At 29.4% G+C, this 22,595-nt stretch carries 21 protein-coding genes; 9 read left to right on the top strand and 12 right to left on the bottom strand.

The features are described 5' to 3' along the window. Positions 1–162: 162 nt before the first annotated feature. Positions 163–1,158 (bottom strand): NAD(P)H-dependent glycerol-3-phosphate dehydrogenase, encoded by a 996-nt coding sequence (locus EV195_RS00335; RefSeq protein WP_132791272.1) that lies wholly within the window; start codon positions 1,156–1,158, stop codon positions 163–165. Between the two features lie 106 nt (positions 1,159–1,264). Between EV195_RS00335 and EV195_RS00330 the strand changes: the two genes are divergently transcribed. Both EV195_RS00330 and dut read left to right on the top strand, forming a co-directional pair. Beyond that, a complete protein-coding gene (locus EV195_RS00330) occupies positions 1,265–2,119 on the top strand; it encodes an alpha/beta hydrolase (RefSeq protein WP_132791269.1) in 855 nt (284 codons plus the stop codon). A gap of 4 nt (positions 2,120–2,123) precedes the next feature. Further along, complete coding sequence (gene dut / locus EV195_RS00325) at positions 2,124–2,555, top strand: dUTP diphosphatase (RefSeq protein ID WP_132791266.1); 432 nt, start codon at positions 2,124–2,126, stop codon at positions 2,553–2,555. Here the strand turns inward: dut and EV195_RS00320 are convergent. The 4 genes from EV195_RS00320 to recA form a co-directional block, all read right to left on the bottom strand. Next, positions 2,552–3,097: a GNAT family N-acetyltransferase gene (locus EV195_RS00320; RefSeq protein ID WP_132791263.1), complete on the bottom strand. Its 546-nt coding sequence runs from the start codon at positions 3,095–3,097 to the stop codon at positions 2,552–2,554. The two genes, dut and EV195_RS00320, sit on opposite strands and share 4 nt — an antisense overlap. Positions 3,098–3,175: 78 nt before the next feature. Next, positions 3,176–4,849 (bottom strand): amidohydrolase, encoded by a 1,674-nt coding sequence (locus EV195_RS00315; RefSeq protein ID WP_132791260.1) that lies wholly within the window; start codon positions 4,847–4,849, stop codon positions 3,176–3,178. A 29-nt stretch (positions 4,850–4,878) separates the two neighbouring features. Continuing rightward, the gene (locus EV195_RS00310) at positions 4,879–5,736 is read right to left on the bottom strand and encodes an AraC family transcriptional regulator (RefSeq protein WP_132791257.1); all 858 of its coding nucleotides are present in this window, start codon (positions 5,734–5,736) and stop codon (positions 4,879–4,881) included. 125 nt (positions 5,737–5,861) lie between these two features. After that, positions 5,862–6,869, bottom strand: coding sequence for a recombinase RecA (recA, locus tag EV195_RS00305; RefSeq protein WP_132791254.1), 1,008 nt, complete (start codon positions 6,867–6,869; stop codon positions 5,862–5,864). A 257-nt stretch (positions 6,870–7,126) separates the two neighbouring features. Between recA and EV195_RS00300 the strand changes: the two genes are divergently transcribed. Beyond that, positions 7,127–8,239 carry a T9SS type B sorting domain-containing protein gene (locus EV195_RS00300; RefSeq protein ID WP_132791251.1) on the top strand — a complete coding sequence of 371 codons (1,113 nt, stop codon included), beginning with the start codon at positions 7,127–7,129 and terminating at the stop codon, positions 8,237–8,239. A 46-nt stretch (positions 8,240–8,285) separates the two neighbouring features. After that, complete coding sequence (locus tag EV195_RS00295; RefSeq protein ID WP_132791248.1) at positions 8,286–8,870, top strand: pseudouridine synthase; 585 nt, start codon at positions 8,286–8,288, stop codon at positions 8,868–8,870. 1 nt (position 8,871) lies between these two features. Here EV195_RS00295 and EV195_RS00290 read toward each other — a convergent pair whose 3' ends face one another. Both EV195_RS00290 and rpiB read right to left on the bottom strand, forming a co-directional pair. After that, positions 8,872–9,312: a GNAT family N-acetyltransferase gene (locus EV195_RS00290; RefSeq protein ID WP_132791245.1), complete on the bottom strand. Its 441-nt coding sequence runs from the start codon at positions 9,310–9,312 to the stop codon at positions 8,872–8,874. 3 nt (positions 9,313–9,315) lie between these two features. Beyond that, positions 9,316–9,747 (bottom strand): ribose 5-phosphate isomerase B, encoded by a 432-nt coding sequence (rpiB, locus tag EV195_RS00285; protein WP_132791242.1) that lies wholly within the window; start codon positions 9,745–9,747, stop codon positions 9,316–9,318. Between the two features lie 863 nt (positions 9,748–10,610). Here rpiB and rnr point away from each other — a divergent pair. From rnr to EV195_RS00265, 4 genes are read left to right on the top strand one after another with little or no spacing between them, the layout of a single operon-like run. After that, the gene (rnr, locus tag EV195_RS00280) at positions 10,611–12,809 is read left to right on the top strand and encodes a ribonuclease R (RefSeq protein WP_132791239.1); all 2,199 of its coding nucleotides are present in this window, start codon (positions 10,611–10,613) and stop codon (positions 12,807–12,809) included. Between the two features lie 19 nt (positions 12,810–12,828). Beyond that, positions 12,829–13,446 carry a hypothetical protein gene (locus EV195_RS00275; RefSeq protein ID WP_132791236.1) on the top strand — a complete coding sequence of 206 codons (618 nt, stop codon included), beginning with the start codon at positions 12,829–12,831 and terminating at the stop codon, positions 13,444–13,446. A 60-nt stretch (positions 13,447–13,506) separates the two neighbouring features. After that, positions 13,507–14,181, top strand: coding sequence for a head GIN domain-containing protein (locus EV195_RS00270; RefSeq protein ID WP_132791233.1), 675 nt, complete (start codon positions 13,507–13,509; stop codon positions 14,179–14,181). Positions 14,182–14,217: 36 nt separating this feature from the next. Further along, positions 14,218–14,403 carry a Sec-independent protein translocase subunit TatA/TatB gene (locus EV195_RS00265; RefSeq protein ID WP_132791231.1) on the top strand — a complete coding sequence of 62 codons (186 nt, stop codon included), beginning with the start codon at positions 14,218–14,220 and terminating at the stop codon, positions 14,401–14,403. 53 nt (positions 14,404–14,456) lie between these two features. Here the strand turns inward: EV195_RS00265 and EV195_RS00260 are convergent, their stop codons facing one another. Further along, positions 14,457–15,386, bottom strand: a complete 930-nt coding sequence (locus EV195_RS00260; RefSeq protein ID WP_132791228.1) for an SPFH domain-containing protein — start codon at positions 15,384–15,386, stop codon at positions 14,457–14,459. A 119-nt stretch (positions 15,387–15,505) separates the two neighbouring features. Between EV195_RS00260 and EV195_RS00255 the strand changes: the two genes are divergently transcribed. Further along, the gene (locus tag EV195_RS00255; protein ID WP_132791226.1) at positions 15,506–15,904 is read left to right on the top strand and encodes a DoxX family protein; all 399 of its coding nucleotides are present in this window, start codon (positions 15,506–15,508) and stop codon (positions 15,902–15,904) included. A 129-nt stretch (positions 15,905–16,033) separates the two neighbouring features. Here EV195_RS00255 and EV195_RS00250 read toward each other — a convergent pair whose 3' ends face one another. The 4 genes from EV195_RS00250 to EV195_RS00235 all read right to left on the bottom strand — a co-directional run bounded on the left by EV195_RS00250 (position 16,034) and on the right by EV195_RS00235 (position 22,514). Further along, the gene (locus EV195_RS00250) at positions 16,034–16,894 is read right to left on the bottom strand and encodes a class I SAM-dependent methyltransferase (RefSeq protein ID WP_243693038.1); all 861 of its coding nucleotides are present in this window, start codon (positions 16,892–16,894) and stop codon (positions 16,034–16,036) included. A 131-nt stretch (positions 16,895–17,025) separates the two neighbouring features. Further along, complete coding sequence (mnmG, locus tag EV195_RS00245) at positions 17,026–18,903, bottom strand: tRNA uridine-5-carboxymethylaminomethyl(34) synthesis enzyme MnmG (RefSeq protein WP_132791221.1); 1,878 nt, start codon at positions 18,901–18,903, stop codon at positions 17,026–17,028. Positions 18,904–18,957: 54 nt separating this feature from the next. Further along, entirely contained in the window at positions 18,958–19,371 is a 414-nt protein-coding gene (gene ybeY / locus EV195_RS00240) for an rRNA maturation RNase YbeY (RefSeq protein ID WP_132791219.1), read from the bottom strand. Then, positions 19,371–22,514, bottom strand: coding sequence for a DUF4175 family protein (locus EV195_RS00235; protein ID WP_243693037.1), 3,144 nt, complete (start codon positions 22,512–22,514; stop codon positions 19,371–19,373). Before EV195_RS00235 ends, ybeY begins: the two co-directional genes overlap by 1 nt. Positions 22,515–22,595: the final 81 nt, after the last annotated feature.

The following is a 22,595-nucleotide window of genomic DNA, read 5'->3' as shown; positions in this document are numbered from 1 at the left end:
TTTTATTAAAAAATTTAATAACCTTTATATGTTGTCAGTTTTTCATTTTAACTTACATTTGCCCCGAGTTTTGTAAAATTTAAAACTTAAGGCGTTAGAGGTCGTTTGAGTTTCATTAAAAGTATTATTTTGAAGGGTTTTTATACTTTTAACAATGACTAATTAGTCTAACATATTAGTTAATTTCTCGAACACATCTTTCGCCTCTTTTTTTCCATACAATATAGCATATACTGCATCAATTATTGGCGTTTTTGCACCGTTTTCTTTGTTAATATTATAGGCACTTTTTGTTGCGTAATATCCTTCAGCAACCATATTCATTTCTAACATTGCAGATTTCACAGTGTATCCTTTACCAATCATGTTTCCAAAGGTTCTGTTTCTACTAAAAATAGAATATCCCGTAACCAATAAATCTCCTAAATATACCGAGTCATTAATGTTACGTTTCATTCGGTGAACTTTTTTAATGTAACGTTTCATTTCTCGAATAGCATTACTCATCAATACCGATTGAAAATTATCTCCATATCCTAAACCATGCGCAATACCAGCAGCAATGGCGTAAATATTTTTTAACATCGCAGCATATTCGGTTCCAAAAATATCATCAGATACTTTTGTTTTGATATATCTACTCTTAATGTATTTACTTAACTCTTTTGCTTTTTGTTCATCTTGACAAGCAATCGTTAAATACGATAATCGCTCCATCGCTACTTCTTCAGCATGACAAGGTCCGGCAATTACCCCAATATTTTCAAAAGAGATCTTATAATGCTGATGAAAATGTTCTCCAACAATTAATCCTGACTCTGGAACAATACCTTTAATCGCAGAAAAAATAATTTTATTGTCTAAACTTTCTGTAAGTTTCTCTAATTCGGTATTTAAAAAAGCAGAAGGAATAGCGAAGATAAGAATATCATAGTTACGTACAATATGATTTATATCCCCAGATAAATCCAATTGTTCAGGATGTAATTCTGCAGAACTTAAATAATTAGGATTGTGTTTATTACGTTTGATATGTTCAACAGCATAAATACTCCTCATATACCAACCAATATTTTCTAAATTTTCTGACAACATCTTAACAATGGCCGTTGCCCAGCTACCACCTCCAATTACTGCTATTTTAGAAAAGTCACTCATTTTATTTCTTTTACAGATGTAATTAAATACTAAATTAATAATTTAGTATAACTTAAAGGTTATAAACTCTATTATACTTCGAAATATACACTAAAACTAACTGTTAATGAAAGTCTTATCTAATTTAACTCTTACTGTATTATTCTTTTTATTTTTTGCATGTAAATCAGCTACTAAAAAAGAGAAAATTTCTACTACTAAACCATCTACAAAAACAGCTAACGTTATGGTTTTAGATACCTCTTTTGTTATTGAAAAAATTAGTGCTAAGCCAAAGAAAGTTTGGTTGTATTTACCTCCAGATTATGAAGCTTCAACTAAAAATTATCCTGTAATTAATATGCATGATGGTCAAAATTTATTTGATGATGCAACTTCATTTATAGGAGAGTGGGGAGTTGATGAACTACTAAATAAATTATATAAAAAAACTAAAAAAGGATTCATAGTAGTAGCACCCGAAAACGGAGGAGAATTACGTACTGAAGAATACACTCCTTGGACTCATGAAAAACATGGTGGAGGAAAGGGAGATGCTTACATTCAGTTTATTAAAAACGATTTAAAACCTTTTATTGATAAAAACTATCGAACGAAATCAGGACCTCAACATACTGCTCTCATAGGAAGTTCTTTAGGTGGATTAATTTCGTATTATGGCGGATTAAAATATCCTGAAACTTTTGGTAAACTTGGCGTTTTGTCTCCATCATTTTGGTTCTCTAAAGAAGTAATTCCTTTTACAGAAACGTATGCTAAAAATAATACGTTAAAGATGTATTTTTTACTTGGTGAAAAGGAGGGAATGACTAAAGAATTTAATGCAACTATTAACTTGTTAATTAGTTCGGGATTTCCAAAAGAGAACGTAACCTCTAAAATTGTACCTAATGGTGAACACAATGAAACTTTTTGGAAGAGTGAATTTTTAGAAGTAATTAAATTTTTATACGATATTTAACCCCATGAAAGTACAAATAATTAATAAGTCTAAACACCAAACTCCAGCTTACGAAACAGAGGGTTCTGCTGGTATGGATTTAAGAGCAAATATTGAGGAGGCTATTGTTTTAAAACCTCTTGAAAGAACAATTGTAAAAACAGGATTATTTATTGCATTACCTAATGGTTATGAAGCGCAAGTTAGACCAAGAAGTGGATTAGCTGCTAAAAAAGGAATTACTGTGTTAAATGCTCCTGGCACTGTTGATGCGGATTATAGAGGTGAAATTGGTGTGATTTTAGTAAACCTATCTAAAGAAGATTTTACTATTAATGATGGTGAACGTATTGCACAATTAGTAATTGCGAAACATGAACGTGTTGACTGGATAGAAGTTTCTGAATTAAATGAAACCGAAAGAGGCACTGGTGGGTTTGGAAGTACCGGAGTTTAAATTAATATCTTATACAGCTGACTCATTTTTCTATATTCATCATGTAATAAGTCAAAAGGTAAAAAGCAATGTGAATGGTATTGGTATCCTAACTTTTTATAAAAGTTAAACGCTTGTGGTTTTTCATCCATAGCATCTAACCAAATCAATTCATATTGTTTTTTTATTACTTCTTTTTCTAACCATTTTAATAAGGTTTTACCAATTCCTTTACCTTGCGTTTTTGCATGTAAATACACTCTATGTAGTTTAACTGATTTTACTTCTTTTTGAAAATCAACAAGTGGTTCATCCCATACAATTCTAAAATTTCCTACTCTTTCTCCATTATATAAAACAAAAAAATAATCTGCATTTTCTTGAGCTAATTCTTTACTAATATTATCTTCTGAATACTGAGAGTTTACATACCAATTACCGCCATCTTTCCAAAAATAATCGTATGCTAAAGGATAGACTTCTTTCATTAAATGAAAAAGCTCATTACTTGTTGAATTTGTAATGGGTTCTAAACTGATATTTTCGTTGATCTGAATTGTCATAAGATTTTATAAAAATAACAAACGGTTATAGTTAATACCACAACCGCTTTCATTTTTATACAAGATGTTTTGAATTGTTTATTTTTTATAGATTTCTTCACCATTAAAAATGGTTCGAACTACTTTTGTTTGGCTAATCTGACTTTTTGGAATAGAGAAAATATCCTGATTCAAAACTATAAAATCTGCTAATTTTCCTTTTTCTAAGGATCCTACTGCTGCTTCTTGTCTCATTGTGTATGCAGCATTTATAGTATAGGCTTTTATAGCCTCTTCTAAAGAAATATTCTGTGGATTTCGAGTTACGGCATTCTGTATTCCAACAAATGGATTTAAAGTACTTACATTCCAATCGCTACTTAATGTTAATCTTACTCCAGCATCTGTAAATGACTTTATTGGAATTAAGTTATTTGCTAATGTTGTTCCTACCAACTCAGCATTTTCCTGCCAATAATGTGGTTGAGTAAAATCTCCAGCTACTTGAGCATCTACAGTAACATTTAATTGTTTAAACCTATGAATATCATTTGCATCTACCATTTCAACATGTGTTAATCGATGTCTGTTTTGAAGTAAACTTCCTTTTTCAATAGCGTTTAACGCTTCATAAATGCCTCGGTTACCAATAGCATGAATGTGAAAATCAAATCCTACTGTTTCTAACTCTTCAATATATTTTTTAATTCTATCTTCACTAAAGTAGTTCAATCCATTATTAGAAGACTGATTGAAAAAATCAACATGATAATTAGAATGTAAAGCAGCTGTTGTATTGTGGGTAATACCATCTGAATACAATTTAATTTGATTGATTTTAAGTAAACTATTTTTATCATTACTAAACAATGATTTTAAACTAGCTATTTGTTCATTATCATTAGCTTCTGGATACGCCCAAAGACCAAGATTAAATCGTGCAGTTAATCTTCCATCCTCTGCTAACTGTTGCCAAACTTTATGTTGATTTCTCTTCCAATAGGTTCTTGCATCCGATACAGATGTTATGCCATTTTTAGCAAGTTCTGGTAGTACATAACTTACCATTCCGTCATATTCGTTATCTAAATTCGCTAAAGATTTTTGAGCTAATTGAAACACAATATCACCAGCATTATCAATTAAAATCCCATTTAATTTTCCATTTTCTTTCATAAGAATTCCTCCAATAGGATTTTCACTTGTATCTGTAAATCCTGCTAGTTCTAAAGCTCTAGAATTTACCCACATAGAATGAGAAGTATGTTCCATAATGATAACTGGTCTGTTAGAAACGGTTTCATCTAAAAGTTTTAACGGACTTTCTTGAGCCTCTAATAACGTATTGATAGAATGACCAAAACCAATTAACCAATTATTTCCAGGGTTTGATTGAGATGCTTGTTGAATTACTGGTAAGTAATTGTTGATATCAACTTCGTTTTCATCTAACGAAAATGTTGTGCTTGTAGAACCAACTTCCATAGGATGCATATGTACATCATGAAAACCTGGTAACACTAATTTTCCTTCTAAATCTATCTCTTCGGAACCATCTTCTAAGACTTTTCTAGCCTCTGAATTTGATCCAATAAAAACAATTGTATTACCTTCTACTATCATAGCTTCTGCCCAAAGCTGATTCTTATTAACAGTATAAATTTTAGCATTAAAATATAGTTTTTGACTACTGTTAATAATATTAATAGATTCTCTTTTTGAGCATGCTTGAGAACTCAATACAAAACTTACTATGAGTGCTATAATTTTCATTTTATTCATTTTTAAAACTGATTTTTATATCAGCCTTTTATGGGGATAAAAATTTCTGTTTTATAATCATTTTCATTAGTTGTATTTCCTTCATGAAGGATATAAAATTCTAAAAATGGTTTTTCAATAATTTCATGATTGGTTGTAAACAACCATTTAGAAAATATCTTATCGTAGGTATTGACAATTGTTTTATAGGAACCTAAATGTTCAAAAACTGCATAGGTTTCTGCTGGTATTGTTTTTATACTAAATTTAGAATTAGCTAACTCCAAATCATCAATAACCAAACATGCATCATAATGATAGCTTAGTATTTCAGATATAGTAGGTTCATCCCAAATAACTCCAAATGATTCAGCAGAATCAACATCAATCCCAATTCCTTCTGATTTCTCAATAAAATCATCCCAAACGGTGTTTAAATCAGTGCTATAATAATCTCCTTTAAAGGTGGTATATAAAACTCTTTTTTTTGGTAAAACAGTAATTTTTTTCTCGATAAAAGGCATAATTTCTTCTGTTATTTCTTCGTTTTTCTTAAATAATTCTTCCTTTTTATCTCTAAACTTTGAAGGCGAAATACCAAAGTGTTTTTTAAATGCTTTACTAAAAGAAAATACATCTGAATATCCTACTTCTTCAGCAATCAGTTTTATCTCTTTAGGTGAATAAACCAATTTTTTTGCCGCATTTTCTACCTTCAATCTTGTTACATAAGCTCCTATAGTTTCATTATAAAAAGCTTTAAATACTCTCTGTAAATTTCTGTAGGAAAAACTAGATAAATGTTCTAATTCTTCTATTAAAATTTTATGATTGTATTGTATTCTTATATAGGAAACCACTTGTTGCAAACGTTTTTTATAGAATTCTTTTGTTTCCATGTGGCAAATGTAGTATTGAAAAAAGCATGCTTTTTTGTCCTAAATTGACAATTAAGAGTTTAAGATACAAAAAAAAGCAACTGAAAAATTCAATTGCTTTTTTATTATGATAGTTAAAAACCTATTTATTCTTGGTTTTCTATAGATTCTTTAATCTTAGTTTCTAATTCTTCACTTAACTCAGGATTGTCTTTAATTAAGGCTTTAACAGCATCTCTACCTTGACCTAATTTTGTATCTCCGTAGCTAAACCAAGATCCGCTTTTCTTAACAATACCTAATTCCACACCGATGTCTAAAATTTCACCTACTTTAGAAATTCCTTCACCATACATAATATCAAATTCAGCTGTTTGGAACGGCGGTGCTACTTTGTTCTTAACTACTTTTACTTTCGTACTGTTTCCTACTACACGATCACCATCTTTAATTTGTGTTCTTTTACGAATATCTAAACGAACAGAAGCATAGAACTTTAAAGCATTACCACCCGTAGTTGTTTCAGGGTTTCCAAACATTACACCAATCTTATCACGTAATTGGTTAATAAATATTACTGTACAGTTAGTTTTACTAATTGTAGCAGTTAATTTACGTAATGCTTGAGACATTAAACGGGCATGTAATCCCATTTTAGAATCACCCATTTCTCCTTCAATCTCAGACTTTGGAGTTAAAGCAGCTACCGAATCGACAACAACAATATCAATTGCTCCCGAACGGATTAAATTATCTGCAATTTCTAATGCTTGTTCTCCATGATCTGGTTGTGAAATAATTAAATTATCTACATCAATTCCTAAGCTTTCTGCGTAAAAACGATCAAAAGCATGTTCTGCATCAATAAAAGCAGCAATTCCACCTGCTTTTTGAGCTTCAGCTATTGCATGTAATGTTAACGTTGTTTTACCAGAAGATTCTGGTCCATATATTTCAATGATTCTTCCTCTTGGATATCCTCCAACTCCCAATGCTAAATCAAGTCCTAAAGAGCCAGAAGAAATAGCATCTACATCTTCAATAACTTTATCTCCCAACTTCATTACTGTTCCTTTTCCGTAAGACTTATCTAATTTATCTAGAGTAAGTTGAAGCGCTTTTAATTTCGCTTCTTTTTCTTTATCTGCTGCCATAAGTTATGCTAAAAATTTATCAAAATAAGAACTGCTAAGTTATAAAAAAAGTAGAGTAATATATACTCAATTACTCTCTATTTAAAAGAATTAATTAACAATTAAATAGATTGAACTGTAATTATGAGGTGTTATTGGAGACTAAGACTTTATCATATGTTTTTAATACTTATCTTACGTAACTTATTCTTTTTTAGGTGAAAAAAATAACAGTCATATTATCATTGTTTATTGTTTCGATATTAAACACTCAAAATATGACCTATGTACCTGATGATAATTTTGAACAAGTACTTATTGATAAAGGTCTAGACACTCCTCCTTTAGATAATTTTGTTCCTACAGATAATATTAAAGACCTTAATGAGTTATTTCTTTTAAATTTTAATATTTCTGATTTAACTGGAATAGAGGATTTTAGAGGGTTAGAACATTTACAAGTGAATAATAATAACCTTACAGAAATTGATGTTTCTTCTCTTACAAAACTAATAACCTTATCGTGTAAAAATAATCAACTCACAAAATTAGATATTTCATGGAATACAAAGCTTGTTAACCTTTATATAGATGATAATGAAATAGAAATTTTAGATACTTCAAATAACTCATTCTTAGCATTTATTACTATTAAAAATAATAAAATTCAAAGTTTAGATTTAAGTGTTAGTGAATCTTTACAGTTTTTAGAATTAGATAATAATGGCCTAACTTTTTTAGACTTACGAAACGATAATAATTCACTAATAGAAAGTATCAGTTTAACTAATAATAACTTAGAATGTATCTTTGTTGATAATGCTTCTTATAGCACAACTAATTGGACCAATAAAGATGCTGCTTCTTTTTATGTAGAAACCGAAAGAGAATGTTATAATTTAACATGTGGAACCGAAATCGATACTTTAGAAAGTATTGAAATATGTGAACCATATGAACTCCCTGTGTTGACTCATGGAAAATATTATATACAATCGGGTGGACTAGGAGATGAATTATTTCCTGGAGATTTAATTTATGAATCTCAAACCATCTATATTTTTAATGTTGATCCGGATGATGCTAATTGTTTTAGAGAAACTAATTTTACGGTGACAATTTGTACCATTACTATCAACCAGAATTTCCCTTCATTCTTTACTCCAAACCAAGATGGAATCAATGATTTTTGGAAAGTAAAATCTGACATACCTATTCAATCCATTCAAATTTTTAATCGATATGGTCTATTAATCGCTTCGATATCAAAAGATACTGGTTGGGATGGTTTATCAAACGGACAAAAAATGCCTTCTAATACCTACTGGTATAAAGTAATTTTTGAAGATAGCACTTCTAAAGTCGGTAGTTTTTCATTATTGAGAAAGTAGTTATATACTTGCATCATATTTTTAGTGAAGTAATCTTACTTTTTTAATGAAAGAACATCGTCATTTTATAATTCATAAACCTTTTGGGTTCCTTTCTCAGTTTATTAACAATCAAACTAAGAGAATGAAAAAAATGCTTGGGGAATTACATGATTTCCCAGAAAGAACAATGGCAATTGGTCGGCTAGATGTAAAATCGGAAGGTTTATTATTGTTAACAACCGATGGAAAAGTAAGTGATTACATCACCACGAGAGGTAAAGTAGAAAAAGAATATTACGTGCAAGTTGATGGTGCTATTACTGCTACAGAAATTGAAAAACTTCAAAATGGAGTGAAAATTGGTATTAAGGGTGAAAAATATTTGACCAAACCTTGTAAAGTTAGCATTATTGAAACTCCGAATTTTCCTGATAGATCAATGAAAATTAGAGATGAGCGTCATGGACCAACTTCTTGGATTTCAATTACTTTACAAGAAGGTAAATATAGACAAGTTCGTAAAATGACTTCAGCTGTTGGTTTTCCAACTTTACGTTTAGTTAGAGTGCGTATTGGAAATATATGGTTGAATGATTTACCATCTGGTGGAGTAGTGGAAGTTGAAGATTTACTATCAATATTAGACTAAATTATTCCCTAATCATATAAATATGTGGAATTCCATCTTCTATATAATCTTCGCCAACTTTTTGAAAACCATGTGATTCGTAAAACTTTCTTAAGTAGGTTTGCGCACCAATCTTTATTGTTGTTGTTGAAAACTGTTCTTTTACAGTAGCTATTGAAAATTGAATCAAGTCGTGACCATAACCATATTTACGTTCATCTTGCTTTACAATAACTCTACCTATACTAGCATATTCGTAATAATCAGCAGGTTTAAACAAACGAGTATATGCTATTAATTGATTGTTTTTAAATCCTAAAACATGAAGTGCTTTTTGATCATTACCATCAATATCTTGATACACACAATCTTGCTCAACAACAAACACTTCAGAACGTAATTGCAAAACTGCATACAATTCTGAAGTAGTTAGTTGATCAAAAGATTTTACTATAAATTCCATGTCTTATGAACAAGCAATTTTAGAAACTCTATTTTGATGACGACCTCCTTCAAATTCTGTTGAAAGGAAAATCTTTACAAATCCTATAGCTTGTTGTAAAGAAACAAAGCGAGCAGGAATCGTTAAAATGTTGGCATTATTATGTTGTCTTGATAAAGCAACTAATTCATTATTCCAACATAAAGCAGCTCTAATTCCTTGATGTTTATTAGCTGTCATCTGAGCACCATTACCGCTTCCACATAAAATAATACCTAAAGAAGCTTTTCCTGATTCTACTGCATCAGCTGTTGGGTGAATTGTATCTGGATAATCCATACTATTAGCATCGTCGGTTCCAAAATTAATTACCTCATGACCTAACTCTTCTAAAATTTTAATGATTTCGAACTTATATTCAGTTCCAGCGTGGTCATTTCCTATCGCAATTGTCATAATGTGTTGATTTGTGTTGTGTTATTAGTCACAAAAATACAGTTATTAACGGTTATCAACAGTAATAAACAATCGTTTTTTTGAAAAGCAACATAATTATCTTTAAACTAAACTATTAACCTATATTTCTAAATTGTTAAAAACTAATCATAACATTATAAAAAGATTATTTGGCTTTTCTGATTTTTTTTTCAATACAGCGAACTAGGTGAATTATGCAACTTTTTTTTTGAGTTTTTAATGAACATTTATCAACAAATAATTTACAATTTATTTACAATGAACATGAAATTAACTTTCCATAAAGTTTAGTGAATTCTTGTTGATAAAAATTGTTAATAACCTTATTTATGTTTTGATTTTCAGGACTAATTTATATGGATAAATTGTTCATTATATTTAATAAGTCAGAAATCAAAATTTAAAATCTAAAATCAATTCCACAAATTAACATACTATAATAATAAACATTCCTTTTTTTAAATTTTAAAGAAGAAAATAGATAATAATATAAAGTGTTGATAAGTGTAAAAAAGTTTGAATTCTTGTTTTTTAAAACTAAGCTAGCTTTTTACTCTTTTTAAGTAAGTAAACTGTATCTTGTTTAGTCTTTAAATCTCTAGAAGGTTCTTTCTTGTTTAGAGTAGTGTTAATACTTACCGCCGTAATCACTATTCCTGCTAGGAATATGAATAAGAAGAAGATGATTATTTTGCGTAAGTTTTTCAATGTAAAGTAATAGCTTTTATATAGTAAAGACGACTAATTTTAAGAGATGTTACAATTTCTTTAAGTTTTTTTTAAGAAAATGGAGTCTATTTATTTCTTTGTAATTTGCGTCTTGTAAAACAAACATGTTTTTTATGTCTAAAAAAAAGAAAATATTTAAGAAAAAAGGAAAAGTAATTAAAGATCTAACTCGTAAGATTTTTAAAGTGCTTAATGAAGATGCAACAAAAGGATTTACGTATAAACAAATAGCAGATAGATATGGAATTAATAATTCTGAAGGTAAAAATCAGATTATTAAGAAGATGGGAGAATTAGCTGCAACCAATAAAATTGTTCAAGTAGAAAAAGGAAAGTATAAAATAAATGAAGAGCGTAAGTATCATATTGGTACTATGGACTTAACCAGTAACGGAAATGGTTATTTTATTTGTGAAGATTTCGAAGATGATATTTTTGTTCCATCAGTTAATCTAAATAAAGCTTTACAAAACGATTTAGTTCGTGTGTATGTTTATAATAAGCGAAAGTCTGAAAAATTAGAAGCTGATGTAGTTGAAATAATTGAAAGAGCAAAACAAGAATTTGTAGGTACGTTACAAATGAGTAAAAACTTTGGTTTTGTTGTGCCTGACAATTCAAAAATGTATGCCGATATTTTTATCTCACGTGGAAAAATCAATGGTGCAAATGATGGAGATAAAGTTGTAGCTAAAATTACAGATTGGCCAGATAATTCAAAAAATCCTTTCGGAAAAATTGTACAAAGTTTAGGTAGGCCTGGAGATCATGATACTGAAATACATTCTATTTTATTAGAATATGGTTTGCCTTATGAGTTTCCTAGTGAAGTTGAAAAAGAAGCTGAAAAATTACCTATTGAAATTACAGCGGAAGAGATTAGCAAAAGAAGAGATATGAGAGCTGATCTAACCTTTACCATCGATCCGATTAATGCAAAAGACTTTGATGATGCATTGTCATTCAAAGTGTTAGAAAATGGAAAATATGAAATAGGTATTCATATTGCTGATGTATCTCATTATGTACAACCAAAAACTATTCTAGACGATGAAGCTTATGATAGAGCTACTTCTGTATATTTAGTAGATAGAGTTGTTCCTATGTTACCAGAAATGCTTTCAAACGGAGTTTGTTCATTACGTCCAAATGAAGAAAAATTAACCTTTTCGGCGGTCTTTGAAATGGATGAAAAAGCAAATATTACTAATCAATGGTTTGGTAGAACAGTTACCTATTCAGATAAACGTTTTGCGTATGAAGAAGCGCAAGTAATTATTGAAACTAAAAGTAACATAGTTACCAGTGATGTTTCATTAACTGGAGAGGAATATGAAGTTTCAGATGAGATTGTTCAGGCTATTTTAAAAATGGATGAATTAGCCAAAAAGATGCGTGCTAAACGAATGAAATCTGGAGCAATTTCTTTTGATAAAGTAGAAGTACGATTTAATTTAGATGAAAACGCCAATCCGATTGGAGTGTATTTTAAAGAGTCTAAAGATGCTAATAAACTGATTGAAGAATTTATGTTATTGGCTAATAAAAAAGTAGCTGAGTTTATAGGACGTGGTAAAGGAGGAAGACCAAGTAATAAGACTTTTGTGTATCGTGTACACGATGAACCAGATATTGAAAAATTAGCAGCTCTACAAAATATTATTAGCAAATTTGGTTATAAGATTGATACACAAACTAAAGAATCAACCTCAGAATCGTTGAACAAATTATTACAAGATGTTCATGGAAAAGGTGAAGCTAATATGGTAGAAACCTTAGCGATCCGATCAATGAGTAAAGCTGAATATACAACTCAGAATATTGGCCATTATGGATTAGCTTTCGATTATTATAGTCATTTTACGTCTCCAATTCGTCGTTATCCGGATGTAATGACGCATCGTTTATTACAACATTACTTAGATGGTGGTACTTCTCCAAAAGTTGAAGTATATGAAGAACGATGCAAACATTCCTCTAAAATGGAAGAATTAGCTGCAAAAGCTGAAAGAGATTCTATTAAATACATGCAAGTTAAGTTCATGCAAGATCATAAAGATGAAGAGTTTGAAGGTGTTGTATCTGGTGTTACAGAATGGGGAATTTATGTTGAAATCTTATCAAATAAATGTGAAGGAATGGTGAGAATTAGAGATATTAAAGATGATTATTACATATTTGATGAGAAACAATATGCAGTTATTGGTCAAGCAACGAATGCTATGATTCAATTAGGAGACTATGTAACTGTAAAGGTAAAACATACCGATTTAGAGCGTAAGCATTTAGATTTTGAACTAATTAATCATTAACTATAAATAAATTAAGACTATGAAAAAATGGATTATTTTTCAATCAGATAAAATAAAGAATTATTTAATTGCTAAAGAAAATTCTATTTTATTGGCTGAAGTAAATTTTGATGAAGACGTTGAAGAATTACTAAATAATAGCCAGTTAACAAATGCTAGAACTCTCCGATACGAAGGTATTCAAGAGTTTATTTTTATTGATACTGATAATACATTACATATTGATTTTAAAGATGATAAAGTAGACCAAATTGTTTTTGAACTAACCGAAGATGTATATAGTGATATGAAAGCTCATTTTCTAAATACAATGAAAGGAGTTTCCGTAAAAGATTATTCATTACTAACACAAATACAATCACCTGGAATAGTTGCTCTTGTAAGTGGTGGTTTAACAGCTTTATTATATAATACGGCACTTAGTTTAGAAAGAGGTGAATATGTGAGTACATCGGGTAGAAGAGGACTTATGAAAAAGATTTTTGTTGCAATTGCTGATTTCCTTGGTAGTACAGGAACTCTTGTTGTAGGTGGACTTATTACGCTTTTTTTCTTGTATGCAATTTTTAAAATTGTTCGTAATCCAAAAGAGGGAAAACTTATTAAAATTAAAGATTTTGTTGAAATGAAATTTTAACTTTATTCCTATACTTTTTAAACTATTTCTCAGTTATTTATTACTTATTAAACATCTAAAATGAAACAATTTATACATATAACAGTTTTATTATTTTCCATTGTTTGTTCTGCACAAAGAATAGAACGAAGTGTAAAAGATTTTGAAATCTTAAAAGTTTATAATGGCATTGATATTGAATTAATTCAATCGGATAAACAAGAGCTAATTATAACTGGAGAAAAGGCTGATAAAGTTAAAATAAAAGATATTGGAAAAACACTTAAAATCATGATGCGTTTTCCTGAAACTACAGCTGATGGAAAAGTCAAGATTGTTTTGTATTTTAATAAAGATATTTCTGTTATAGATGCCAATGAAGGAGTAACGTTAACGTGTAAAAATATAGAACAAGGACACATTGAAGTAAAAGCACAAGAAGGTGCTTTTGTAAATATGGTTATTAGCACTAAACATTTAACTGTAAAAGGTTCTTCAGGAGCTGTTATTAAACTTACTGGAAAAACAAAAAATGAAACTGTTAAACTAGATTTAGGAGCAACTTATCATGGTTATTCTTTAGAAACTGAGAATCTAAGCAATGTTAGAGCGGGTTCTGGCGCTAAAGCAGAAATATTAACAGGTGAAAGTTTAGAAGCTAAAGTTACCTTTGGAGGAACAATTTTATATAAAGGACAACCAGAATTTTTTAGTGAAAAAAAGGTTATTGGTGGTACAGTTGAGCAACGAAATTAAAGTTTTTCCTATCTTTGTAATTCAAAATATTGAAACATGAATGCATTAACTATATTCTTAGGTTTAGTAGGACCATGGCAAATAGCTATTATAGTTGTACTAGTAGTTTTACTTTTCGGAGGAAAGAAAATTCCTGAACTAATGAGAGGATTAGGAACTGGTATCAAAGAATTTAAAGACGCCACAAAGAACGAAGAAGAAACTTCTGGAAATAAAGAATAAAAAAATCCCAAGTAATTTTACTTGGGATTTTTTTATTTAGTAAAAGGTTTAGTTTATTCTTCTCCTTTGTTTCTTTTCTTTTTAGCTTCTTTCATTGCTTCGCCAATTTGATTACTTGCTGCGAAACTAGCAACCATATCATTTAACATATTACTTCCTGCTTGAGGAGAATTTGGTAATAAGATTAAATTACTGTTGGTCTCTTCTCCAATTGACTGTAATGTATCATAGTGTTGTGTTACAACAATTAAAGCAGAAGCTTCTTGACTGTTAATACCTACTTTATTTAATACTTCTACAGACTCTTCTAAACCTCTTGCAATCTCTCTTCTTTGATCTGCAATACCTTGTCCTTGTAAACGTTTACTTTCAGCTTCAGCTTTAGCCTTTTCTACAATTAAAATACGTTGAGCATCTCCTTCATACTGAGCGGCTATTTTTTCACGTTCTGAGGCATTAATACGGTTCATTGCTGCTTTTACTTGTGCATCTGGATCAATATCTGTTACAAGCGTTTTAATGATGTCATAACCGTAATCCATCATCGCATCGTTTAATTCAGCTTTTACAGCTATGGCAATATCATCTTTTTTAACAAATACATCGTCTAATTTCATTTTTGGTACTTCTGCACGAACTACGTCAAATACATAACTTGTAATTTGATCGTGTGGATAATCTAACTTATAAAAAGCGTCGTATACTTTATCTTTTATAACTTTATACTGTACAGAAACCTTCAATCTAACAAATACATCGTCTAATGTTTTTGTTTCTACAATAACATCAAGTTGTTGAATTTTTAAGCTTAATTTCCCTGCAATTCTATCTACTAAAGGAATTTTCATCTGTAAACCAGATTGACGAATACTGTGAAATCGTCCAAATCTTTCGATAATTGCTGCTGTTTGTTGTTTTACAATAAAGAATGCTGAAATCAGTAAAATAAAAGCAATAAATATTGCTACGGGTAGAAATAACATAGTTTAATTTTTTTAAAGTTGATCTATATAAATATACTATTAAATAGTTACTAATATGACGCAAATTTTTTTATTTGTTACAATTAATAGTAATTTTACTAAAAAACTAAATCAACTATATGGAACTTATACAAAAGAACGCAACAGAAATTTTATTACTCCTTTTTTTAATTGTTACTTTTTTACAATCGGGAATTGACAAGGTTACTGATTGGAATGGTAATTTATCTTTTATAAAAGATCATTTTAAAAATTCTCCTTTGAAGAATTTAGTATCTCCTTTATTAGCTATCATTTTAATTTTAGAATTAATGGCAGGTGCTTTAATGTTTGTTGGTGTTTTTCAATTAGCTACTACTGGACAAACTAATTTAGCATTATTAGGAGCTGAGCTATCTGCAGTGTGTTTAATATTTTTACTAGTAGGTCAACGTTTAGCAAAAGATTATGCTGGAGCTATGACATTAGCAGTTTATTTCATCATTGCAATTTTTGGTGTGTATTTATTAAATAAATAAAATATATATTATACAATTAGATTATAATTAATAATTATAGTAAAACCCTTTAAAATTTACGTTTTAAAGGGTTTTATTTTTTTACTAGACAGATATTGTATTTTAAAAAGTTAAATAGCTTATTTGTATTTATAATGCTTTTTTAAGTAAATATATATGTGAAGAATACTCTTTACTATTATTTGCTTTTAAATTTGACTTAAAACCAATAAAAAAGGCTTTTAATGGATTCATTTTTCCGTTTTTATATTTCTCAGATAAAAGTGATACGTAATATGAATCGAATTTCATAGGAATTGTTTTTATGAGTTCCATGTTATATTCTTTAAATATTTTCTGAATACTATTTTTTGAAAAATGCCAAAGATGTCTCGGTACATCAAATGCTGCCCAATGTTGTTTATAATACATAGCATCGTAACTTTTAAAATTAGGTACAGCAATAATTAATGTTCCATTATCAGTTAATAATTCTTTTAAGCGATTGATATATTCTGATAGGTTTGGAACATGTTCAAGTACATGCCATAATGTTATAATATCAAATTTTTCATTTTGTACATCATCTAGTTTTTCTTTTATAACTAATTTTTTAGTTAAAGATATATTTCTAGCTTTTTTATTTGGTTCAATACCTAAAGTAGTCCAACCATTTTTTTTACAAATTGCAAGAAAATCTCCTGTACCACATCCAACATCTAATATTTTTTTAAAACTATTTTTTTGTTGATTTATTAATTGAAGTTTCTTTCTTAAAGTGTAATTTCTTACTACTTGATACACTCTATCTATAATTGATTTTTTACTATCGGTATGTGAAATGTACTCATCAAACTCATAATATTTATCCAAATCTTTAGGTACAGGATGAGTTATCAAAAGATCATAATCTATATTTTCTCTCAATTCAAACTCCTCACCTGTTAATGAATAATCTTTAGTTTTAAAAACTATTTGTGTTTCTCTAATAATATTTTCTTGTGAAATCAAGGTTAAATTATTTATTTTCCACATGGAACATTAGTATCTTTTTTTTGTATATGTTCCACATGGAACATTGTAATATTTATGAAGTGAAAATAAAAAAAACGTTCCACATGGAACGTTTTTTTGTAATGAATTTATCTACCCATATATACTAAAAGTACGGAGACATCACTTGGAGAAACTCCACTTATTCTACTCGCTTGTGAAATACTAGTAGGTTTAATTTTTGTAAGTTTTTCTCTAGCTTCAAATGATAGTGATTTTACTTTTGTATAATCAAAATTAGATGGAATAGGAACGTTTTCTAATCTATTTAATTTATCAGCATTACTCTTCTCTTTTTCTATATATCCAGAGTATTTTAAATGAATTTCGACTTGCTCGATTATTTCTGAATCAATATTATTATCATATATAAAATCGTTTAATTTTTGTATTGATAATAAATCATTAAATACCAATTGAGGTCTTGCTGCAATTTTATACAGCTTCATAGATTGTGTAATTGGAGTTAAATTCTTTGAAGTTAGAATAGGATTTATTTCCTCTTTACTTACACTTAGGTTTTCTAAATAATCTATAAGTAGAGTAGTTTTTTCTTTCTTCGCTTCTACTCTTTCCATTCTTTCTTCAGATGCTAAACCTAATTTAAATGACTTAGGTGTTAATCGTAAATCAGCATTGTCTTGACGAAGTAATGTTCTATATTCAGCTCTAGAAGTAAACATTCTATATGGTTCTTCTGTTCCTTTTGTAATTAAATCATCTATCAGAACTCCTATATATGCTTCACTTCTTTTTAAGATAAACGGCTCTTTATTTTGAGTTTTTAGTGCGGCATTTATTCCAGCCATTAAACCTTGAGCAGCTGCTTCTTCATAACCAGTTGTTCCGTTAATTTGACCTGCAAAAAATAAGTTACTAATTAGTTTAGTTTCTAAGGAATGTTTTAATTGAGTTGGTGGAAAATAATCGTATTCTATAGCATAACCGTATCTAAAAAATTTTACGTTTTCAAATCCTGGAATAGAACGAATCGCTTTATCTTGTATATCTTCAGGTAATGAAGTTGAGAAACCATTTACATATATTTCAACAGTATTCCATCCTTCTGGTTCTACAAAAATTTGATGTCTATCTTTCTCAGCGAAACGATTAATTTTATCCTCTACAGACGGACAATATCGTGGTCCAGTTGATTTGATTCTACCATTAAACATAGGAGATCTATCAAAGCCTTCTTTTAATAAATCATGTGTTATTTGATTTGTGTAGGTTAAATAACAAGAACGTTGTTCGGTTAGAGGTTTTGTAATCGGTAAATAAGAAAACTTTTCAGGATTATCATCACCAGGTTGTTCAGTCATTTTACTGTAATCTAATGAACGACCATCAACTCTTGGAGGTGTTCCTGTTTTCATTCTTCCCGATTCAAAACCTTTAGCTACTAAATCTTCAGTAATACCAGTTGAGGCTCCTTCTCCAGCTCTACCTCCACCAAATGTTTTTTCACCTATATGAATCAAACCATTTAAAAATGTTCCTGCTGTTAGAATTACACTTTTTGCTTTTATTTCTAAACCTAAGTTTGTTTTTACTCCTGTAATAGTAAGACCATCGAATAATAAACCATTAACAGAGTCTTGATAGAAGTCTAAATTCTCTGTTTTTTCTAATATGTTTCTCCAACATTCAGCGAACTGCATTCTATCAGATTGTGCTCTTGGACTCCACATTGCAGGTCCTTTTGATTTGTTTAGCATTTTAAATTGAATAGCAGTTTTATCTGTAACTATTCCGCTATAACCACCAAGAGCATCAATTTCTCTAACTATTTGTCCTTTTGCAATTCCTCCCATAGCTGGGTTACAACTCATTTGCGCTATATTTTGCAAATTCATTGTTATCAATAAGGTTTTAGCACCCATATTAGCACTAGCTGCTGCCGCCTCGCTTCCAGCATGTCCTCCTCCTACTACGATAACATCATACGTTGTTGTAAATAAACTCATTGTTATATGTACTATTTATATAAAATAAAAAAAACCTGTTCCACGTGGAACAGGTTACAAATTTACGGTTTTTAAACAACTATTTTCTTTGTCTCTCATTAATTGTTTTTCTTCATCGGTTTTATCTTTATACCCCATATAGTGTAATACTCCATGAATAATTACCCGATGCAATTCTTCTTTAAAAGTTACACCAAATTCTTTAGCGTTTTCTTTAACTCTGGGAACAGAAATAAATATATCTCCACCAATTAATTTACCCATTGTATAATCAAAACTGATAATATCAGTTAGTGTATCATGTTGTAAAAACTCCATATTTATTTTATGAAGATACTCATCATCACAAAAAATATAGTTTATTTCCCCTATCTCGAAATCATTTTCTTCTGCACAATTTACTATCCATTCTTTTGTAATCTCTTCATTTTCTAAAATGAAATCAGTTTCATAATTAAAGGCAATCATTATCTTATTGTGTCTTTTTGATTGTTAAAATATTCTTGAACTTTCTTTTTATAATCTTGTCGCAAAGGTAATGATTGTCTGTTCAAAATTTCTGTTTGATTATAGTAAAGCTTTTTAAATTGAAGTTCTTTTGCTTTATTTCTATTATACTCTAATGTGTTTGTGTTTGATTTCCTTTTTTTCTCTTTACCTTGTTCAAAAGTTGCCTTGTCTAATTTTAATAATTCATAGTTTAATTTCTGCATTCTTTGTAGTGTATTTTCATTAAAACCACGCTCAAGAATTTCATTCTCTAATTGCTCCATTTCTTTCAAGGCTTTTTTTGCTGAACCGCCTTTTAATCCACCTTCTTTAATTGCATTTTCTAATTCTTGTCTTAGTTTAGCTTGTTCTTTATATATTTCATATAAACTACCATCTAAATCTTCATTCTGATTTCCATCTCCTTTTTGTCTTTGCTTTCCATCCTTCTTACCTTCTTTTCCATCTTTACCACTATCAGGTTTCCCTTGTTGTCCTTTTTGTTGCATACCTTGTTTCATTTGTTCAGACAAACCTTTTTGCTTTTTAATTATATCAGGTAAACTAAAAGATTCACCTTTTCCTCCTTTTCCGTTTCCACTTCCAGGTTTAGGATTTTGCATTGCATCTAGCGTATTACTTAACATATTTACTAACTCATTAGCAGCTGTCATTACATAGCGTTGGTTAGAAGTTCCTCGGCTAAACTGACTCTCAGAAAAGTTTTCTAAACTTAAATCTAAATTATAATGAGCCGTAGATAAATGCTCTTGTATTTTAGAACTGATTTCAGGTACACGCATCGATAAAACATATAAGCTATCATCAATGTGTTCGAAGTATGTTTTTAATTGATTTTGTTTTCTGATTTTTTCACCAAATTCTGGATGGTCTGAACTAGAACGACTATACCAATCCATTAAGTTTTCTTGATCAAATGAAAATGTAATTAGATTTTCAACTACACTTCGCAAGTCTTCCATGTTTTCTTCCTGCATAGCACTACTCATCATTTGCATAGATTGTTGCATTTTTTTACTCATTTGTTGCATTTTCTCAGAAGCTTTCTTTTGATTTTGTTTAGCATCATTATTATTTTGCTTTTCTAAATTTTCTTCAGCTTTTTTTAGTTGCTCTTCAGCTTCTTTTTGAAGTTCTTCCGTTTTCGGAATTTCCATAGGTTCCTTTAATTTTTCATTTTCCTTTTTTAAATCTTGAATATCTTTTTTAATAGCATCAAATTCTTTCTTAATTTCTTCTTGTTTTTCTTTTAGTTCTTTGTTATCGTCAGTTTTATTTTGATCTGATTCTTTCTTTTGTTCTTGTTTATCATCTTTTTTCTCAGCTAAATTTTCTTGCTTCTTGGATAAATCAGAAAGTTTATCAGCAATCTGATTCATTTTTTGTTCTACATAATATCGCTTAGCTAATTCTAGTATGCGTTCTAAACTTTTCTCTTGTTGTTTATTTTGTTGTGCTAATTCTTTACTCTTTTTCAGAAGATCTTCTTTATTGAGTTTTTCAGCCATTTTCTTAATTTCATCTAACAATTTATTTTGTTTCTCTAACTTTTTTAGTTCTTCAATTCTTTTTTGAAGTTCTTCTTTTTTCTTTTGTATGTTTTCATTTTCTTCTTTCTTCTCAGAAAAATTCTCTTGAAGTTTATCTGTTTGGCGTTCCATCATTTTCTTATACTGCTCCTGACGCTTAATCAGATTATCAATTTTCTTTTGATCGTTCCAGTTCATGTTTTTCTTGTTTTGTAAATCGAACTGAATGTTTTCTAACTCTTTTTTGTTTTTTTGTTGATTCTCTAATGAATTCTGAATGTTTTCTAGATAATTCTGTTGCTCTTGTAACAATTCATTTTCTATCTCTTCTTCAGTTTTTTTACGATACGAAAACTTTCTACTGATGGCTTTTTTTGCACCATTAATACCATCATTATCAAAAACCCTAAAGAAAAGTTCATAATCTATTCCTTCTTTTAGGTTCAAATCATCCGGAAAGCTTGAAAAGAAGCTTTGAACGGTTTCTCTAGAAATCGAAATCGATTTAAAATTTTGTTGAACAGGATTTTGAATATCATAATACACCATTTCCAACTTTGAAAAACCATAATCATCAGAAATTTGTCCAGCAAAATACGCCGGGCCTCTAGAAATACTATCTATATTAGAAGTCACAGAAATTGTTGGTGATTCATCACGAATCGTATTTACAGAAAATTGAAGTTTTTCGTAATCTTTTAATTTAGCATTAGAAGTACTAATTGCATAATTAGTATTTGCTAAAATCTGTTTCTTGTAACTATATCTGTTTTGATCTTCCTTTATAAAATCTGTTGAAGAGTTTAGGTTTTCAGAGTAGCTAACAGATTCTGTTTCAATGGTGTTTACAATCCATTTTAAAGATGTTCCTTGTGGAACATTAATATTAGTAGCATTTTGTAAGACCTCATTTTTTTTGTTTACATATCTAGGATACGTTAGTTCAATACTTATATTTTGGATGCTTGGTGTTTTAATAATATCAATTTGATAATTCATAGATCTAACAGTGTTTGCTTCAACAAAAAACTGAATAGATTCCTTTACTTCATCAAATGTAAAAGAGAATAAACCTGCACCATTATTATCTAAATAATATTCTTGATTATTAAAATGAATTTTAGCTTCTTCTGGTAACACCTCACCTTTAGTTTCTATGTATATAGTTAAGGGTTTACCTTGGATTACTTCTAGTTTTGGAGTTGTTAAATGAAAACTAAACGGAGCTGGAGGTTCATAGGCTAAATTATGATTTACCACTCGATTGAAACTTTGATTAAGTTTATTTGTATTTCCAGATACTAAAGCTATTATCCAAATTAGTACAGGAATGGCTAAATATTTCAAATATTTAAGGTTAACAGAAAAATTTATAGCTTTTGTAAATGGTATAGGCTCTAATTGATTGGCTTTCTGTTGAATACTAGCGGCTAATAGTTCAGATTGATTGTTATTGTTGTTTAACTGAATGAAATTCAGTAATTTATCTTTAACCTCAGGAAAGTGATTACCAATAATTTTTGAAGCTTCTTCTTTAGAAATTCCTTTTCGTAAGCCAACTAATTTAAACAAAGGAAAGAGGATAAATCTAACTAGTAAAGTTAGTTCTACAAGAATGAAAATCCAAAAAAGTAGCGTTCTTGCTGTGGGTTG

It is taken from the genome of Tenacibaculum skagerrakense (assembly GCF_004345825.1).
Taxonomy (GTDB): domain Bacteria; phylum Bacteroidota; class Bacteroidia; order Flavobacteriales; family Flavobacteriaceae; genus Polaribacter; species Polaribacter skagerrakensis.
The sequence above is the reverse complement of the archived record's forward strand: the minus strand, read 5'-3'. Positions and strand labels throughout refer to the sequence as shown.

What these genes read in the sequence shown, in the direction of transcription:
- EV195_RS00295 (WP_132791248.1), top strand. Translation starts at nt 8,286, where the DNA reads ATGAAAGAACATCGTCATTTTATAATTCATAAACCTTTTGGGTTCCTT.
- EV195_RS00275 (WP_132791236.1), top strand. Translation starts at nt 12,829, where the DNA reads ATGAAAAAATGGATTATTTTTCAATCAGATAAAATAAAGAATTATTTA.
- EV195_RS00290 (WP_132791245.1), bottom strand. Translation starts at nt 9,312, where the DNA reads ATGGAATTTATAGTAAAATCTTTTGATCAACTAACTACTTCAGAATTG.
- dut (WP_132791266.1), top strand. Translation starts at nt 2,124, where the DNA reads ATGAAAGTACAAATAATTAATAAGTCTAAACACCAAACTCCAGCTTAC.
- EV195_RS00335 (WP_132791272.1), bottom strand. Translation starts at nt 1,158, where the DNA reads ATGAGTGACTTTTCTAAAATAGCAGTAATTGGAGGTGGTAGCTGGGCA.
- ybeY (WP_132791219.1), bottom strand. Translation starts at nt 19,371, where the DNA reads ATGATTGCCTTTAATTATGAAACTGATTTCATTTTAGAAAATGAAGAG.
- EV195_RS00265 (WP_132791231.1), top strand. Translation starts at nt 14,218, where the DNA reads ATGAATGCATTAACTATATTCTTAGGTTTAGTAGGACCATGGCAAATA.
- EV195_RS00300 (WP_132791251.1), top strand. Translation starts at nt 7,127, where the DNA reads ATGACCTATGTACCTGATGATAATTTTGAACAAGTACTTATTGATAAA.
- rpiB (WP_132791242.1), bottom strand. Translation starts at nt 9,747, where the DNA reads ATGACAATTGCGATAGGAAATGACCACGCTGGAACTGAATATAAGTTC.
- EV195_RS00320 (WP_132791263.1), bottom strand. Translation starts at nt 3,097, where the DNA reads ATGACAATTCAGATCAACGAAAATATCAGTTTAGAACCCATTACAAAT.
- EV195_RS00315 (WP_132791260.1), bottom strand. Translation starts at nt 4,849, where the DNA reads ATGAAAATTATAGCACTCATAGTAAGTTTTGTATTGAGTTCTCAAGCA.
- EV195_RS00310 (WP_132791257.1), bottom strand. Translation starts at nt 5,736, where the DNA reads ATGGAAACAAAAGAATTCTATAAAAAACGTTTGCAACAAGTGGTTTCC.
- EV195_RS00270 (WP_132791233.1), top strand. Translation starts at nt 13,507, where the DNA reads ATGAAACAATTTATACATATAACAGTTTTATTATTTTCCATTGTTTGT.
- rnr (WP_132791239.1), top strand. Translation starts at nt 10,611, where the DNA reads ATGTCTAAAAAAAAGAAAATATTTAAGAAAAAAGGAAAAGTAATTAAA.
- EV195_RS00330 (WP_132791269.1), top strand. Translation starts at nt 1,265, where the DNA reads ATGAAAGTCTTATCTAATTTAACTCTTACTGTATTATTCTTTTTATTT.
- recA (WP_132791254.1), bottom strand. Translation starts at nt 6,869, where the DNA reads ATGGCAGCAGATAAAGAAAAAGAAGCGAAATTAAAAGCGCTTCAACTT.
- EV195_RS00260 (WP_132791228.1), bottom strand. Translation starts at nt 15,386, where the DNA reads ATGTTATTTCTACCCGTAGCAATATTTATTGCTTTTATTTTACTGATT.
- mnmG (WP_132791221.1), bottom strand. Translation starts at nt 18,903, where the DNA reads ATGAGTTTATTTACAACAACGTATGATGTTATCGTAGTAGGAGGAGGA.
- EV195_RS00255 (WP_132791226.1), top strand. Translation starts at nt 15,506, where the DNA reads ATGGAACTTATACAAAAGAACGCAACAGAAATTTTATTACTCCTTTTT.